General features: G+C 72.7%; 13 protein-coding genes. 10 read left to right on the forward strand and 3 right to left on the reverse strand.

Going from position 1 to position 15,462, the window contains the following annotated elements:
- Positions 1-29: 29 nt before the first annotated feature.
- Positions 30-440: a globin gene (locus tag ACERUN_RS18820; protein WP_370291643.1), complete on the reverse strand. Its 411-nt coding sequence runs from the start codon at positions 438-440 to the stop codon at positions 30-32.
- Positions 441-447: 7 nt separating this feature from the next.
- A complete protein-coding gene (locus tag ACERUN_RS18825; RefSeq protein WP_370291644.1) occupies positions 448-1,521 on the reverse strand; it encodes a mechanosensitive ion channel family protein in 1,074 nt (357 codons plus the stop codon).
- A gap of 111 nt (positions 1,522-1,632) precedes the next feature.
- Between ACERUN_RS18825 and ACERUN_RS18830 the strand changes: the two genes are divergently transcribed.
- Positions 1,633-2,001, forward strand: coding sequence for a hypothetical protein (locus ACERUN_RS18830; protein ID WP_372740705.1), 369 nt, complete (start codon positions 1,633-1,635; stop codon positions 1,999-2,001).
- A 4-nt stretch (positions 2,002-2,005) separates the two neighbouring features.
- Positions 2,006-2,374 carry a DUF5130 family protein gene (locus ACERUN_RS18835; protein WP_370291646.1) on the forward strand — a complete coding sequence of 123 codons (369 nt, stop codon included), beginning with the start codon at positions 2,006-2,008 and terminating at the stop codon, positions 2,372-2,374.
- A gap of 108 nt (positions 2,375-2,482) precedes the next feature.
- Here the strand turns inward: ACERUN_RS18835 and pepN are convergent, their stop codons facing one another.
- A complete protein-coding gene (gene pepN, locus ACERUN_RS18840; RefSeq protein WP_370291647.1) occupies positions 2,483-5,059 on the reverse strand; it encodes an aminopeptidase N in 2,577 nt (858 codons plus the stop codon).
- Positions 5,060-5,294: 235 nt separating this feature from the next.
- Here pepN and ACERUN_RS18845 point away from each other — a divergent pair, with 235 nt between their 5' ends.
- The 8 genes from ACERUN_RS18845 to ACERUN_RS18880 all read left to right on the forward strand — a co-directional run bounded on the left by ACERUN_RS18845 (position 5,295) and on the right by ACERUN_RS18880 (position 15,454).
- Complete coding sequence (locus ACERUN_RS18845) at positions 5,295-6,923, forward strand: CHAP domain-containing protein (protein ID WP_370291648.1); 1,629 nt, start codon at positions 5,295-5,297, stop codon at positions 6,921-6,923.
- Positions 6,924-6,975: 52 nt separating this feature from the next.
- Positions 6,976-7,614 carry a disulfide bond formation protein DsbA gene (locus tag ACERUN_RS18850; protein WP_370291649.1) on the forward strand — a complete coding sequence of 213 codons (639 nt, stop codon included), beginning with the start codon at positions 6,976-6,978 and terminating at the stop codon, positions 7,612-7,614.
- A gap of 216 nt (positions 7,615-7,830) precedes the next feature.
- A complete protein-coding gene (gene metG, locus ACERUN_RS18855; RefSeq protein WP_370291650.1) occupies positions 7,831-9,627 on the forward strand; it encodes a methionine--tRNA ligase in 1,797 nt (598 codons plus the stop codon).
- 87 nt (positions 9,628-9,714) lie between these two features.
- A complete protein-coding gene (locus tag ACERUN_RS18860; protein WP_370291651.1) occupies positions 9,715-10,623 on the forward strand; it encodes a GNAT family N-acetyltransferase in 909 nt (302 codons plus the stop codon).
- 78 nt (positions 10,624-10,701) lie between these two features.
- A complete protein-coding gene (locus tag ACERUN_RS18865) occupies positions 10,702-11,586 on the forward strand; it encodes an alpha/beta hydrolase (protein WP_370291652.1) in 885 nt (294 codons plus the stop codon).
- Positions 11,583-13,574 (forward strand): acyltransferase family protein, encoded by a 1,992-nt coding sequence (locus ACERUN_RS18870; RefSeq protein WP_370291653.1) that lies wholly within the window; start codon positions 11,583-11,585, stop codon positions 13,572-13,574. Before ACERUN_RS18865 ends, ACERUN_RS18870 begins: the two co-directional genes overlap by 4 nt.
- A gap of 81 nt (positions 13,575-13,655) precedes the next feature.
- Entirely contained in the window at positions 13,656-15,050 is a 1,395-nt protein-coding gene (locus ACERUN_RS18875) for a folylpolyglutamate synthase/dihydrofolate synthase family protein (RefSeq protein WP_370291654.1), read from the forward strand.
- A complete protein-coding gene (locus tag ACERUN_RS18880; RefSeq protein ID WP_370291655.1) occupies positions 15,047-15,454 on the forward strand; it encodes a DUF4233 domain-containing protein in 408 nt (135 codons plus the stop codon). The genes ACERUN_RS18875 and ACERUN_RS18880 overlap by 4 nt, the downstream gene beginning before the upstream one ends.
- Positions 15,455-15,462 lie beyond the last annotated feature (8 nt).

A 15,462-nucleotide genomic window follows, 5' to 3' on the forward strand; every position in this document is an offset into this window, starting at 1 on the left:
CGGCGCCGGTCGGCGCTCGCCGCGTTGCCTCAGCCGGGGGTGTTGATCATGAACGTGGCCGCGTGGGTCACGTAGTCCCAGAACCGCGCGTCCTGCTCGGCGGTGAGGCCGGCGTCGTCCAGGGCGGCACGGAAGTGCAGCAGCCAGCGGTCGCGGGCGGCCTCGTCGACGGGGTAGGGGGCGTGGCGCATGCGCAGGCGCGGGTGGCCGCGCAGCTCGGAGTAGGTGCTCGGCCCGCCCCAGTACTGCATGAGGAAGAGGCGGAAGCGCTCCTCGGCGGGCCCGAGGTCGGCCTCGGGATACATCGGGCGCAGCAGCGCGTCGCCGGCCACGCCCTCGTAGAAGCGGGCGACGATGCGCCGGATCGTGTCGGCGCCGCCGATCTCGTCGTAGAAGGACGACGCCGGCGGCTGCGCGGACTGCGGGGGCTGCTGCGTCACGCGACCATCATCCCTCGCCCGCCGCACCGCTGCGCTGCGGGGCCGGGGAGCCCTGGGGAGCGCCGCCGTCGGCGGCGTCCGGCGTGCGGCGGTCCTCGCGGTGCCACACGACCCGCTGGGCGAAGGGGATCTCGATGCCCTCGTGGTCGAAGCGGGCCTTGATGCGCTGGCGCAGCTCGCGGGCCACGGCCCACTGCTCCAGCGGCGCGGTCTTGACCATCACCCGCACCGTCACCGAGTCGGCCGCGAGCATCTCGACCCCGGTCACCTCGGGCTCCTCCACGATGTAGCGGCCCACCTCGTCGTCCTCGCGCAGGTCGTGGGCCACCTCGCGCAGCACCCGCTGCACGCGTGCGAGGTCCTCGCCGTAGCCGACGTTGACGTCGACCACCGCGCGCGACCAGTTCTGGCTCTTGTTGCCCACCCGCACGATCTCGCCGTTGGGCACGTACCAGACGGTGCCCTCGATGTCGCGCAGCCGCGTCATGCGCAGGGTCACCGCCTCCACGGTGCCGCCGGCCTCGCCGAGGTCGACGACGTCGCCGACGCCGTACTGGTCCTCGATGAAGATGAAGACACCGGCGAGGAAGTCGCGCACGAGCGACTGGGCGCCGAAGCCGAGGGCGATGCCGAGGATGCCGGCGCTGGCGATGATCGGTGCGATGTCGACGCCGAACTCGCTGAGCACCATGGTGCCGACGACCGCCACCACGATGAAGGTCACGATGCTCTTCAGGACGCCGCCCATCGTGGCCGCCCGCTGCTTGCGGCGGGCCGCGATGGCGCTCTCGACGCGCTCCGGCAGGACGCCGCTCTCGGCGCGCAGCGCGACCCGGTCGACGAGGCGGTGCAGCACCCAGCGCACCAGCAGGCCGCCCAGCACGAGGCCGAGGACGGCGAGCGGCTTGCCGATCAGCACGTCGGACCAGTTGGCGAGCGTGCGGTTGCCGAACCAGTCCCACATCAGCTCGCAGGTCTGCTCGCCCTCGGCGCACGGGCTCGCTCCGGAGCCGGTGGTGGCCGAGGCCAGCGCGGCGGGGAGTGCGCTGGCGAACAGGGCGGTCAGCGTTGTCCCAGGCATCTGCTCATCCTTGCAAAGCCACCTGAGCATCGCATCTGTGACGCATCCCGCGCCCGGCTGGCGGCACCGGCGCGGAACTCGGCGGCGAGGGAGGATATCCTCCTGCCCGTGATGACCACCGCAGCCCGCCGTCTGGCCGTCGCGAGCGCCGTCGCGACCACCTCCGCGATGATCCTGCTCGGCACGGCCGTCGCCGCCTCGGCCGACACCCCGGAGCCGATCCCCGGCGGCGGGTGGGAGAAGGAGCCGTCGATCGACCTCCTCCACGCCTTCCTCGTGCTCGGCGGCATCCCGCTGCTGCTCTTCGTCGTCATCACCCTGCTGTACGTCGCCCCGGCGCTGGCCCGTGGCGAGAACCTCCGCCCCGACGCGAAGGTGCCCGAGAACCAGTGGCTCGGCGGCCCGAACCGCGCGGCCGGTGAGCTGGCTGCTCCCGACACCGAGGACTCCAAGGCCGGCGGCGCCGGCGGGAGCTGGTAGTCCGATGGCCATCCAGGGCAGCCCAGGGTTGACTCCGGCCGAGCGGGCGGCCCTCGATGTCACCATCCGTCGCGCCGAGCAGGCGTGCCGCGCCGAGATCTCGGTCTACGTCGGCACCTCGACCGGCGACTTCCGCGACTTCTCCACCAGCCTGCACAACACCCTCACCCTGCCGGCCCGTAGCGTCCTCGTGATGGTCGACCCCGGCCGCCGCCACGTCGAGATCGTCACCGGCGGTCACGTGCGCGAGCGGCTCACCGACGAGGAGGCCGCCGCGGCCGTCGCCGTCATGACCGAGCGGTTCGCCGCCGGCGATCTCGCCGGAGGGCTCACGCGCGGCATCGAGCAGCTCGCCGACAGCGCGCTGTCCTGACGCTCCGGCGAGGACCGACCAGCTCGACGCGACACGGCCCCGGCCGTCCGCGGGGCCGAAGCCCCCGGACGGCCGGGGCCGTCGTCGTGTGCCGGGTGCGACCGCCCCTCAGCGGGCCGCGTCGCAGGCCTGCGCTGCGAGCGCCCGCGCGACCTCCGCGCGGCCCTCGCGCACGTAGCGCACGGCGCCGGGGTTCACGGTGCCCGCGTGCTCGTCGAGCCAGGCGTCGACGAGGTCGACGGTGGTCTGGTCGGCGAGCAGGCGCGGGAAGATGAACTCCAGGGCCACGGAGGCCTTGTGGGCGCCGAGACGCTCCCAGGCCCCGGCGACCTCGGCGAGGTAGCGCTCGCGGAAGGGCGTCAGCAGCTCCTCCTGCCCCGGCTGCCAGAACGACAGGACGACGCTGCGCTGCGTCTCGTTCGGCACCGTGGGGTCGAGCAGGGCCTGGGTCCAGGCCCGCTCCTTGGCCTCGAGGGTGGGCTGCATGGCCCGGGCGGCAGCAGCCTTCTCCTGACCGGAGATCGTGTTGTCGTTCGCCAGCTCGGCGTCGATCCGGGCGTCGTCGGCACGGCCGAGTCGAGCCAGGGCGCCCAGGAGGGTCCAGCGCAGGTCCTGGTCGATCTCGAGTCCCTCGAGCTGCCACTCGCCGGCAAGCAGTGCCTCGAGGGCATCGGCACCTGCGTCGCTGCGCACCGCTGCGGCGTAGGAGCGAGCGAAGGTCAGCTGGTGGTCGGTGCCCGACGCGGCCTGCTCGAGCAGTCCGCGCAGGCCCTGCTCCCAGCGCGCGGCCAGGTCGGCGCGTCGGGCGGGGTCGCTGTAGGAGGTGACCGTCTGGGCGGCGTAGGCGGGGATGCGGCTCACGCCCCACGCGTCGGTCTCGGCGCCGATGTTGCCGAGCACCAGCTCGACGTAGTCGCCGGCGGCCATCTCCGCGTCGCGGGTCATGTCCCAGGCCGCGCTCCACACCAGGGCCCGCGCGAGGGAGTCGTCGAGATCGGAGAGGCGACCGACGGCCGTGGCGAGGGAGCGCTCGTCGAGGCGGATCTTCGCGAAGGCGAGGTCCTGGTCGTTGAGCAGCAGCAGCGCCGGCTGGCGGCGGCCGACGAGCTCGGGCAGCTCGGTGCGCGCCCCCTCGACGTCGACCTCGACGTAGTCGGTGCGCGTGAGGCGGCCGGCCTCGTCGCTGTCGTAGAAGCCGATGCCGAGGCGGTGGCGGCGCAGGGTGGGGTGGTCCTCGGGAGCCGTCTGCACGATCGCGAACGCCGAGTACGCGCCGTCCTCGCCGACCTCGAGGTCGGGGGAGAGGGTGTTGGTGCCGGCGGTCTGCAGCCACTCCTGCGCCCACCCGGCCAGCTCGCGACCCGAGGCCTTCTCCAGCGCGGCCAGGAGGTCGCTGAACTCGGTGTTGGCGAAGGCGTGGTCGTGGAAGTACTGCTTGAGCCCGGCGAGGAAGGGCTCCAGGCCGACCCACGCCACCAGCTGCTTGAGCACCGAGGCGCCCTTGGCGTAGGTGATCATGTCGAAGTTGACCTCCACGGCGTGGAGGTCGTGGTTGTCGGCGGCGATCGGGTGCGTGGAGGGCAGCGAGTCGGCGCGGTAGCCGGTCTGCTTGCGGGCGTTCGCGAAGCCGGTCCAGGCGTCGTCGTAGGACGTCGCGAGGGCCTCGGCGTGATAGCAGGCCCACTCGGCGAAGCTCTCGTTGAGCCAGAGGTCGTCCCACCACTTCATCGTCACGAGGTCGCCGAACCACATGTGGGCCATCTCGTGCAGGATCACCGAGGCGCGGAACTCGTAGAACGAACGCGGCTGGCGCGAGCGGGGGAGGTACTCGTCGCGCAGCGTGACGGCACCGGCGTTCTCCATCGCGCCCATGTTGTACTCCGGCACGTAAAGCTGGTCGTACTTGCCGAAGGGGTAGGGATAGCCGAAGGCGTCCTCGAAGAACGCGAAGCCCTGCTTGGTCAGCGTGACGATCTCGTCGCGATCGCGCTCGAGGTAGTCCTTGAGCGACTGGCGGCAGTAGTGGCCCAGCGGGATGGTGCCGTGGGCGCCCTCGTAGACGTCCTGCACCTCGTAGTAGTCGCCGGCGACGATCGCGGTGATGTAGGTCGACATCGGCTTGGTGGGCTCGAAGGCCCACAGGGCCACCCCGTCGCGCACGGGGGAGGGCTCGGGCGTCGTCGCGTTGGAGACGACCTTCCAGTGCGCCGGTGCGGTGACGTTGAAGGTGAAGGGCGCTTTGAGGTCGGGCTGCTCGAAGGTCGCGAACACGCGCCGGGCGTCGGGCACCTCGAACTGCGTGTAGAGGTAGACCTTGCCGTCGGCGGGGTCGACGAAGTGGTGCAGACCCTCGCCGGTGTGCGAGTAGCGGCAGTCGGCGCGGACGACGAGCACGTTCTCGCCCTGCAGGCCGCGCAGCGCGATGCGGCTGTCGGCGTACGCGTCGAGGGCGACGGGCTCGCCGTTCAGCACGATCTCGTGGACGTCGGCGTCGACGAGGTCGACGAAGGTGGAGGCGTCCGCACCGGGCTCGCGGCAGGTGAAGGTGAGCGTGGTGGTGGAGCCGAAGGTCTCGACGCCGGAGGTGGTGGCGTCGGAGAGGTCGAGGTCGACGACGTAGGAGACGACGTCGACCAGGGCGGCGCGGGTGGCCGCCTCGTCGCGGGTCAGATTGGTGCCTGGCATGGGCCTCATCCAACCACCCGGTCCCTGATCCGCGGGCGGGCCCCGGTGGAGGTCGGCGTGCGGTGGCCGATAGCGGTGGTGGGGCGGTCGCCGGCCGTCGTCCACGACCCGCCCGGGCGCGTGGCGAAAGTTGCAACGATGTAATTCTCGAAAGTCAACGCGACACGCCGGTGACACGCGGGATTTATGGGGTTTTTGTTGCAAGACCGCACGTCTGTGGCCGATGGTGTTCGGCATGCGTATCCCGGGATCGGCCGCGCGCTGGACGACGACGCTCGTCGCCAGCGCCCTCCTCGCGACCCTCCTGGTGTTCGCCACAGCCCGCAGCCCGCTGGTGCAGCTCGCGCCCGCCGCCACCAACACGCGGCTGTGCAGCGGCTACTCCGGCTGCATCGACGCCGGATACTCCGATGCCGGCTACTCCGCGGTGAACGACCGGATGTACTGGAACATGTACTCCGGGCACAACTGCACGAACTACGTCGCCTACCGCGTGATCAAGGCGGGCGGGCCGACCACGCGGCCCTGGAGCGGCAACGGCAATGCGAGCCAGTGGGGACTGCGACTGGCGAACCTGACCGACCAGACCCCGAACGTCGGCGCCGTCGCCTGGTGGGCCCGCTACGACAACGGCAGCGGCTCGGCCGGCCACGTCGCGATCGTCGAGAGGGTGATCTCCCCGACCGAGATCATCATTTCCGAGGACTCCTGGGGCGGCACGTTCCACTGGCGCCGCATCAGCAAGGACAGCGGCCGCTGGCCGAGCGGCTTCATCCACATCACCGACAAGCGCGTGGTGCCGCAGGCGCCACCGGCCATCGCCGGCACCCCGGCCGTCGGTCAGGTGCTGAAGGCCGGCAAGGCCAAGTGGTCGGTCGCTCCTACCGCCCTGAGCTACCTGTGGCTCGTCGGCGGGTCGTCCACCGGCATCACCACGCCCACCTTCACGCTGCGACCCGGCGACCTCGGCAAGACCGTGGCGGTGCGGGTCCGCGCCAAGCGCGCCGGTTACACCGACGGCATCACGACCTCGGCCGCCACGCCTGCGGTGTCGCCCGGCAGCTTCACGCTCGCCCAGCCGCCGGTCGTGACCGGCGAACCGCTGGTCGACGAGACCCTCACGGCCACGTCGGGCTCATGGAAGCCCAAGCCCTCGACGGTCGGGTGGCGCTGGTACGCCGACGCCAAGCTCCTGACCGCCAACACCGGCCCGACCCTCGAGCTCACGCCGACCCTCGTCGGCAAGGTGATCACCGTGCGACCCGTCGCGCGCACCGAGGGCTACACGGCCGCGGCGGCTCCCACCCTCAAGGTCGGCACCGTGCTCATGGGCGTCATCGAGGTGACCTCGCCCCTGCGCATCGCCGGGCGCCCCCAGGTGGGCCAGACCCTCGAGGTCGCGGGCGGCACCACGAACCCCGCCGACGCGAAGCGCACCGTGCAGTGGCTGCGCGACGGCATCCCGATCCCGGGGGCGACCGGCCCCACGTTCCGCCTGGGCGCGGCGGACGTCCTGCACCGCATCGGCGTGCAGGTCAACCTCACCCGCCGCAACTACGCCCCCGCCTCCGAGACCGCCTCGGCCGGCCTCGTCACCAGCCCCGGCACCATCAAGGTGATCACCGCCGGCGGCGAGCGCACCGCCACCGTGTGGGTGAGCGTCAAGGCCACCGGGATCGACCCCGTGCCCGGCACGGTCTCGATCAAGGTCGGACGCCGCGCGGCCCAGGAGGTGCGCCTGGTCGGTGGGAAGGCCCGGATCACGGTCGAGTCGTCGTCGGGCCGCAAGCCGGTGACCGTGCGCTACCTCGGATCGGCCGGAGTGCCCGCCGGCACGGCGTCCGCCTCGGTCGTCGTCCGCTGAGCCGGCCCGGCCGACCCGGGAATGCGTCCGCGCGGCCCCGGGTTGGGCGGTCATGGCTGACTCCACCACCACCCGCGACCGCGCCGACATCTGGGTCGACCCCCTCTGCCCCTTCGCCTGGATCACCTCGCGGTGGATCCTCGAGGTCGAGAAGGTGCGCGACATCGAGGTCGTCTGGCACGTCATGAGCCTCGCCTACCTCAACAAGGACCGCGACCTCCCCGAGGGCTACCGGGCCCTCCTCGCCCCCGCCTGGGGCCCGGTGCGTGTGCTCGTCGCCGCCGCCGAGCGCCACGGCGACGAGGCCATCAAGCCGCTCTACGACGCCCTCGGCGAGCGCATTCACCCCGGTGGCCGCACGCTGCACGAGGAGGGGGACGACGGCCGCGCCCTCGTCGCCGAGGCCCTCGCCGAAGCCGGCCTCGACGCCGACCTCATCGACGCACTCGGCGACAGCTCGTTCGACGACGCCGTCGCCCGCTCCCACCACGAGGGCATGGACGCCGTCGGCGACGACGTGGGCACCCCCACGATCCACGTCAACGGATCGGCCTTCTTCGGCCCCGTGCTCTCCAAGATCCCCCGCGGCGACGACGCCGGCCGGCTCTGGGACGGCGCCGTCGCCGTCGCGGCCTTCCCGTACTTCTACGAGCTCAAGCGCACCCGCTCCGGCGACCTCGATTTTTCGTAGGCGCGAGCGTGTCGCCGGTCGTGGGCGAGGAGGGCCCTCCGGGCCCGTCCTCGTCCACGACGCGCCTACGGCGCGGGCGACACGCTGCCGCGCGCGCGGTCGACGTCGCCTCCGGTACCTCGCCGCCGGCGGCCACCGGCCACCCGCCCCGTGGTCGCCGACGTGGCAAGGATGGTGCGCATCCGTGGACGACGTGCAGCCCCTAGGCTTGCGGGCATGACGCACGTCCTCTCCGCCGTCGCCTGGCCCTACGCCAACGGACCCCGCCACATCGGGCACGTGGCGGGCTTCGGTGTGCCCTCCGACGTGTTCAGCCGCTACCAGCGCATGGCGGGCAACGAGGTGCTGATGGTGTCCGGCTCCGACGAGCACGGCACCCCGATCCTGATCGCCGCCGACGAGGCCGGCATCACGCCGCAGGAGCTGGTGGACCGCAACCACCGCCTGATCGTGGAGGACCTCGTCGGTCTCGGCGTCACCTACGACCTCTACACCCGCACCACCACGCGCAACCACCACGCGGTCGTGCAGGAGCTCTTCCTCGGCGTCTGGGAGAACGGCTACTTCGTCGAGCAGACCACCTACGGCGCGATCTCGCCGTCCACGGGGCGCACGCTGCCCGACCGCTACATCGAGGGCACCTGCCCCATCTGCGGTGCCGACGGCGCGCGCGGCGACCAGTGCGACAACTGCGGCAACCAGCTCGACCCGCACGACCTCATCGACCCGCGATCGAAGATCAACGGCGAGACGCCGGAGTTCGTCGAGACCCAGCACTTCTTCCTCGACCTCCCCGCCCTCGCCGAGGCCCTCACGCAGTGGCTCGACGGTCGGGAGGCGACGGGGCTGTGGCGCCCCAACGTCATCCGGTTCTCCAAGAACATCCTCGACGAGATCCGCCCGCGCGCCATGACCCGCGACATCGACTGGGGCATCGCGGTGCCGCTCGACGGATGGCGCGAGAACCCCACGAAGAAGCTCTACGTGTGGTTCGACGCCGTGATCGGCTACCTCTCGGCCTCCATCGAGTGGGCGCGCCGCTCGGGCGACCCCGAGGCCTGGCGGTCGTGGTGGAACGACCCCGAGGCGCTGTCGTACTACTTCATGGGCAAGGACAACATCACCTTCCACTCCCAGATCTGGCCCGCCGAGCTGCTCGCCTACGCCGGCCACGGCGCCAGGGGAGGCACCGCGCGCGAGCTGGGCGAGCTCAACCTGCCCACCGAGGTCGTCTCCTCGGAGTTCCTCACCATGGAGGGGCGCAAGTTCTCGTCGTCGAAGAAGGTCGTGATCTACGTGCGCGACCTGCTGGCGCGCTACCAGCCCGACGCCTTCCGCTACTTCGTGGCCGCTGCGGGGCCGGAGAGCCAGGACTCCGACTTCACCTGGGCCGAGTTCGTGCGCCGCACCAACGACGAGCTCGTGGCCGGCTGGGGCAACCTGGTCAACCGCATCGCCAACCTGATCGCCAAGAACTTCGGCGAGATCCCGGCCGCGGGCGAGCTCACCGACGCCGACCGCGCCGTGCTGGGCGTCACCGAGACCGCCTTCACCACCGTCGGCGACCTCATCGGCCGCCACCGCCAGAAGCAGGCGATCGGCGAGGCGATGCGCGCGGTGGGCGAGGTCAACAAGTACGTGTCCGACCACGAGCCCTGGAAGCTCAAGGGCGACGACCAGCGCGAGCGCCTCGCCACGATCCTGCACGTGGCGGCGCAGTGCATCGACGACCTCAACCTCGTCCTGAGCCCGTTCCTGCCGTTCTCGGCCAACGCCGTCGACGCCGCGTTCGGGGGCCCCGGCGGCGTGGCGCCGATGCCGCGCATCGACGAGGTGGCCGACCTCGACGACGCCTCACGCTCCTACCCGATCATCACCGGCGACTACTCCGGCGTGCCCGCATGGGGCCGTCGTCGGCTCGAGGTGGGGCGCCCGGTCGCCAAGCCGACGCCGGTGTTCACCAAGCTCGACACCGCGGTGGTCGAGGAGGAGCTCGAGCGCCTCGGCAGCTGATCCACCGCTGCCTGCCGGTGATCTGCGGCGCCGCGCGCCGCGCGAATCCCGGTGGTCCGGCGAGGCCGCATGGTCGAGGATGGGTCCGTGGCTGATCTCGGAGTCAGGTTCCTCGGCGACCCGGTCGCCTTCCTCGAGCAGGCGGGGCGCTATCTCGACGAACGCCCCGTCACGGCCACCGTCGTGGCGACGGTGGCCGAACGATGGCGACGCAGCGGTCATGCGCCCGGCTCGCCCTACGACTGGTTCGCCGTCGTCGAGGACGACGGCGAGGTCGTCGGGGCGGCGATGCGCACGGCGGCGTTCGAACCCCACCCGATCTACGTGCTCGACCAGCCCGAGGACGCCGCCCGCGCCCTGGCACGCGCGGTGGTCGAGCGCGGCGAGCCCGTGACATCGGTCAACGGGCTGCGCCCGGCGGTCGACGTCCTCGCTGCCGAGGTGGCCCGGCTCCGCGGCGGCGACCCGCAGGTCGACCTGCACATGCGGCTGTTCGAGCTGGGTACGCTGCGCCCGCCCGCCGAGGTCGCCACCGGGCGGTTGCGCCGCGTCGAGGACGACGACCTCGACCTCGCGGTGGACTGGTTCCGCCGCTTCCATCGCGACGCCGACAAGCAGGCGGGGCGTACGGCGGCGCACAGCGCGGAGGGCGAGGGCGACGAGGTCGTGGACGACGTCCGCGCCCGGATCGCGATCGGCACCATCTGGCTGTGGGAGGACGACGGCGGCCCCCGCCACCTCACCGCCGCCAACCCGCCGGCGCTGGGCGTGGTCCGCATCGGCCCCGTGTTCACCCCGGCCGAGCATCGGGGCAGGGGGTACGCGGCCTCTGCGGTGAGCCAGATCGCGGCCGACCAGCGAGCCGCGGGGCACCGGGTGGTGCTCTTCACCGACCAGGCCAACCCGGTGTCGAACCGGCTGTACCTCGGCCTCGGGTTCGAGGCGGTGGTCGACACCGCTCACCTCGCCCTGCACCGGGAGACGGGACCGCTGTGAGCCGGATCCCGCGAGATTTGGCGACTTTCCCCGGCGATCCGCCCGATCGCGAGGCCCGCTCCACCTAGCCTGGGCGCCATGACGCTGTACCCCCAGGCGCGCCGGGCCGTGGAGGCCTCGGCAGGCGGTATCTCGGTCACCGACGATGCTTTCGACATCGAGCAGGCGCGTCGGGAGGACCGCGAGGCAGCGGCCGGTCAGGAGCGCGTCGAGATCGCCGAGGTGCGCGACGTCGACGCTGGCGGGGTGCCGGCGCGCCTGTACCTCCCCGACGGCTTCGACGCCGTCGTGCTGCACGCCCACGGGGGCGGCTTCGTCTTCAACGACGTCGAGGTCCACGACGCCGCCGTGCGCCGATTCGCGGCCGCCGCGGGCGTCGCGGTGCTCAGCGTCGACTACCGCCGGCCGCCGGAGCACCGCTTCCCGGCCGCTCCGGACGACCTGGGCGCGGCGCTCGCCTGGATCGACACCCAGCCCGAGCTCGCCACGCAGCCCGCCTTCGCCCACGGCGACAGTGCGGGCGGCAACCTCGCGCTCGTCACGGCCCTGCGGCACCCCGGGCGGTTCGCGGGCGTCGTCCTCATCTACCCCTTCCTGGACCCCACGGCCTCGTTCGAGTCCTACCGCACCCACGCCGACGGCTTCGAGGCCAGCGAAGCAGCCTGGTACTGGGAGCAGTACGCGGCCGACCCCGCCGACCTCACCCACCCCGACCTCGCTCCGCTGCTCTCGCCGACGCTCGGCGGGCTGCCGCCCACCCTCGTCGTCACGGCCGAGCACGACCCGCTGCGTGACGAGGGCGAGCACCTGGCCCTCACCCTCGCCGAGGCCGGTGTCGAAGTGGTGGCGACCCGCTACCTCGGCCAGATCCACGGTTTCTGGCGTCATGCGGGGGTCTTCGACGCGGCCGAGCCGCTGATGTGGCAGGTCGCCGGATGGCTGCGTATGGTCCTGCGGCGATGACCGCCCTCGTCTCACGCCCGGAGCCCTCGCCCACGTCCCCGGCCACCGACCTGCCGGCCCGTCCCGACGCCTGCGAGCGCGCCGCTCGCCCCGCACAACCCGACCGGCTGCCCCCCGCCGCCGCCCGTGGACGACGCCCGGTCGCCCCCGCGCGGGAACGGATCGCGGGCCTCGACACCCTGCGGGCCGTCGCGGTGCTGCTGGTGGTCGGCTACCACCTCCACGTGCCGGGCCTGCCGGGCGGATTCCTGGGCGTGACGATCTTCTTCGTCATCTCGGGCTACCTGATCACCCGGCTGCTGCTGGAGGAGCTGCGCACCACCGGCTCGGTCGACCTCGGGGCCTTCTACCGGCGTCGCATCCGCCGACTGCTGCCGGCCGCCTACCTGGTGGTGGTGGCGGCGCTGGCTTGGGCCACGCTCGTGCAGCGCGACCTGCTCGTGCGCCTGCCCGGTGACGCCTGGGCGGCGCTCGGCTACGTCAGCAATTGGTCGATGATCCTGCGCGACGTCTCCTACTTCGAGTCGTTCGCCCTGCCCTCGCCGTTGGCGCACTTCTGGAGCCTGGCGGTGGAGGAGCAGTTCTACCTGTTCTGGCCGCCGGTGCTGCTCGCACTGATCCTGCTGCTGCGCCGGCGACGCACTGCGCTGCTGGCGGTGGGCGGCGCGGCCGTGCTCTCGACCCTCCTGCTGGCGGTGCTGCACGTCGGGGCCGACGACCCGAGCCGCGCCTACATGGGCACCGACACCCGTGCGGCCGAGCTGCTGGTGGGCGCCCTGCTGGCCCTGGCGCTGCACCGTGGCGGTGCTGCGGGCAGTCGTCCGCGCCCGGCCCTCGACCTCACGCCATGGCGAGCGCGCCTGCTCCTGGCCGTCGGCGCCGGCGTGCTGGTCGTGCTGGTGCGCTCGCTGGGTGATGACGCCGTCCTCGTCTACCGCGGCGGCCTCCTGCTCGCCGCCGTGGCGGCCGGTGCCGTGGTCGTCGCCGCCCAGTCGCCGGCGCTCTCGCTCCCGGCCGGTCTCGACCGAGGCCTGCCGGGCTGGTTCGGACGCCGCTCCTACGCCATCTACCTGTGGCACTACCCGGTGCTCATCGCCTGCTCCACGCCGGCGGACCTCAACGACTTCTCGCCGCTCAAGGCGGTGCTGGTGGTAGGGCTGACGCTGGCCCTCGCCGCAGCCAGCTACCGCTGGGTCGAGCGGCCCGTGCTGCGCTGGGGGGTGCGCGGCGCCCTGCGCCGGCTGCGGCGACGTCTCGCGGCGCTCTCCGCCCCCGCCAGGTCGGGCAGCCTGCTGGGCGCGATGGTGGTCGCCGCCGTGGCGATGCTCGGCCTCACCGGTGCCATCGGGCCGATCGAGCGCGATCACGGACCCAGCGTCGTCACGGTGGGGGCGGCGGCCGACACCGCGGAACCGGTGATCCCCGCGGAGCCCGCGCCCGGAGCGAGCCCCGCCTCTGGGGGAGCGGCACGACCCGCGGCGCCCCCCGTCGTCCCGCTCACGGGTCGCGCCACGGTGGCCATCGGCGACTCCCTGATGATCGACATCTCGGGTCGCCTCGAGCGCATCGCCCCCGGCATCAGCATCGACGCCCGCGTGGGTCGCCAGCCCTGGGACGGGCTGAAGGTGGCCAATCGGTTCGCCCGCTTCAACCGGCCCGGTGCCACCTACGTGCTCGGCATCGGCACGAACGGCGCGATCGACACCGACGACCTCGACACGTTCGTCCGCGGGCACCGCGCCGCCCGCGTCCTCCTCATCACCCCGCGCGTCGACCGCTCCTGGGAGGACGACAGCGTGCGCGCGATCCGCACGGTGGCGCGCCGCCATGCCAACGTCGGCGTCGTCGACTTCCACCGGCTGTCGAAGGGGCATCCCGAGTGGTTCGCGCCGGACGGCGTCCACCTCACCGGGGCAGGTGTGCGGGCGATGGTCGCCGAGATCGCCCGGGTCGCCCGCAGCACCCCGCAGCCGACGCGCCCGGCCTGAGCGCCACCGTCGCGGTCGACTCGCCCCGGATCGTCCGCCGATCGCGCCGGGCTGGGGAGGCTCAAATAGACTCGGGGTGCCATGACTGACGCCCCCACCGCCTTCGAGGCGCACGACGAATCCGACGCTCGGCCCGTCGCCCGCCCCGCAGCGACCGTGGCGGAGGTCGAGGACGCCCTCCTCTCGCGCTGGCCCGAGACCCGCCTGGAGCCCTCGCTCGACCGGATCCGGGCCTTCACCGAGCTCCTCGGCGACCCGCAGCGGGCCTACCGCTCGATCCACCTCACGGGCACCAACGGCAAGACCTCGACCTCGCGCATGATCGACGCGCTGCTCCGCGCACTCGACCTGCGCACCGGCCGGTTCACCAGCCCGCACGTCGAGCGCATGGCCGAGCGCATCAGCGTCGACGGCGAGCCCCTGGACGACGAGGCCTTCGTGCGCGCCTTCAACGACGTCGCCCCCTACACCCACCTCGTGGACGCCGCCGGCCCCCATCCCCTCAGCTTCTTCGAGACCGTCGTCGGCATGGCCTACGCGGCCTTCGCCGACGCACCCGTCGACGTCGCCGTGGTGGAGGTCGGCATGGGCGGGTCGTGGGACGCCACCAACGTCATCGACGCCGACGTCGCCGTCGTCACCCCGATCGGGCTCGACCATGCCCAGTACCTCGGCGACACCACCGCGGCGATCGCCCGCGAGAAGGCCGGCATCATCAAGCCCGGGGCCTTCGCCGTCCTCGCCCAGCAGGACGCCGACGCCGGGGCCGTGCTGCTCGAGCGGGCCGTCGAGGTCGGGGCCACGATCGCCCGCGAGGGCCTCGAGTTCGGTGTCGTCGGGCGCGTGCCCGCGGTCGGCGGCCAGGCGGTCACGCTGCAGGGTCTGCGAGGTCGCTACGACGAGGTCTTCCTCCCTCTCTACGGCGCCCATCAGGCCCAGAACGCCGCGGTGGCCCTCGCCGCCGTCGAGGCCTTCGTGGGGGGCGACGAGCCCCTCGGCGACGACGTCGTCCGCGGGGCCTTCGCCGAGGTCAGCTCACCCGGGCGCCTCGAGATCGTGCGCCGCAGTCCCGTCGTCCTGCTCGACGCCGCCCACAACCCGCACGGCGCGCGGGCCGTGGTGGCGGCGCTCGAGGACTCCTTCTCCTTCGAGCCCGTGGTCGGTGTGCTCAGCGTGATGGGCGACAAGGACGTCGAGGGCCTCCTCGCCGAGTTCGAGCCGGCCCTCGACCACGTCGTCGTCACCCGCAACTCCACCGACCGCGCGCTGTCGGCCGAGCGGCTGGGCGAGCTCGCGGTCGAGGTGTTCGGCGAAGACAGGGTCAGCGTGGTGCCCTCGCTCGCCGACGCGATCGACGCCGCCGCCGCGCTCGCCGAGGCCGACAGCCGCGACGCGCTGAGCTCGGGGGCCGTCCTCGTCACGGGCTCGGTGGTCACGGTCGGGGAGGCCCGCGCCCTGCTCGGAGGTCCGCGATGAGCACCGTCGATCCGCAGCCCGCGCCGGTGGACCCCGAACGCACACGGTCGCCCCGGCGCTCGATGTGCGCCGCGGTGCTGACGCTCGAGGCCATCACCTTGGCGCTGACCACCCCGGTGATGATCTCGCTGGCGGACGTGCAGCCGTCGCTCGCGCTCGCCATCGGTCTCGGCCTCGCGCTCCTCAGCCTCCTCGTCGCCGGCTCGCTGCGGCGCGAGCAGGCCTACCTGATGGGCCACCTCATCCAGGTCGCCGCCATCGGCCTGGGCTTCGTCGTGGGGTTCATGTGGGTGCTCGGTCCGCTCTTCGCCCTGCTCTGGGGAACCGCCTACGGGCTCGGCCGCAAGATCGAGCGCGAGCGCGCCGCGGCATGGGCGGAGTACGACCGCCGCCACGAATCCTGACTCGCGAG

Origin of the sequence: Nocardioides sp. (assembly GCF_964229035.1) — a bacterium.
Lineage (GTDB): Bacteria > Actinomycetota > Actinomycetes > Propionibacteriales > Nocardioidaceae > Nocardioides.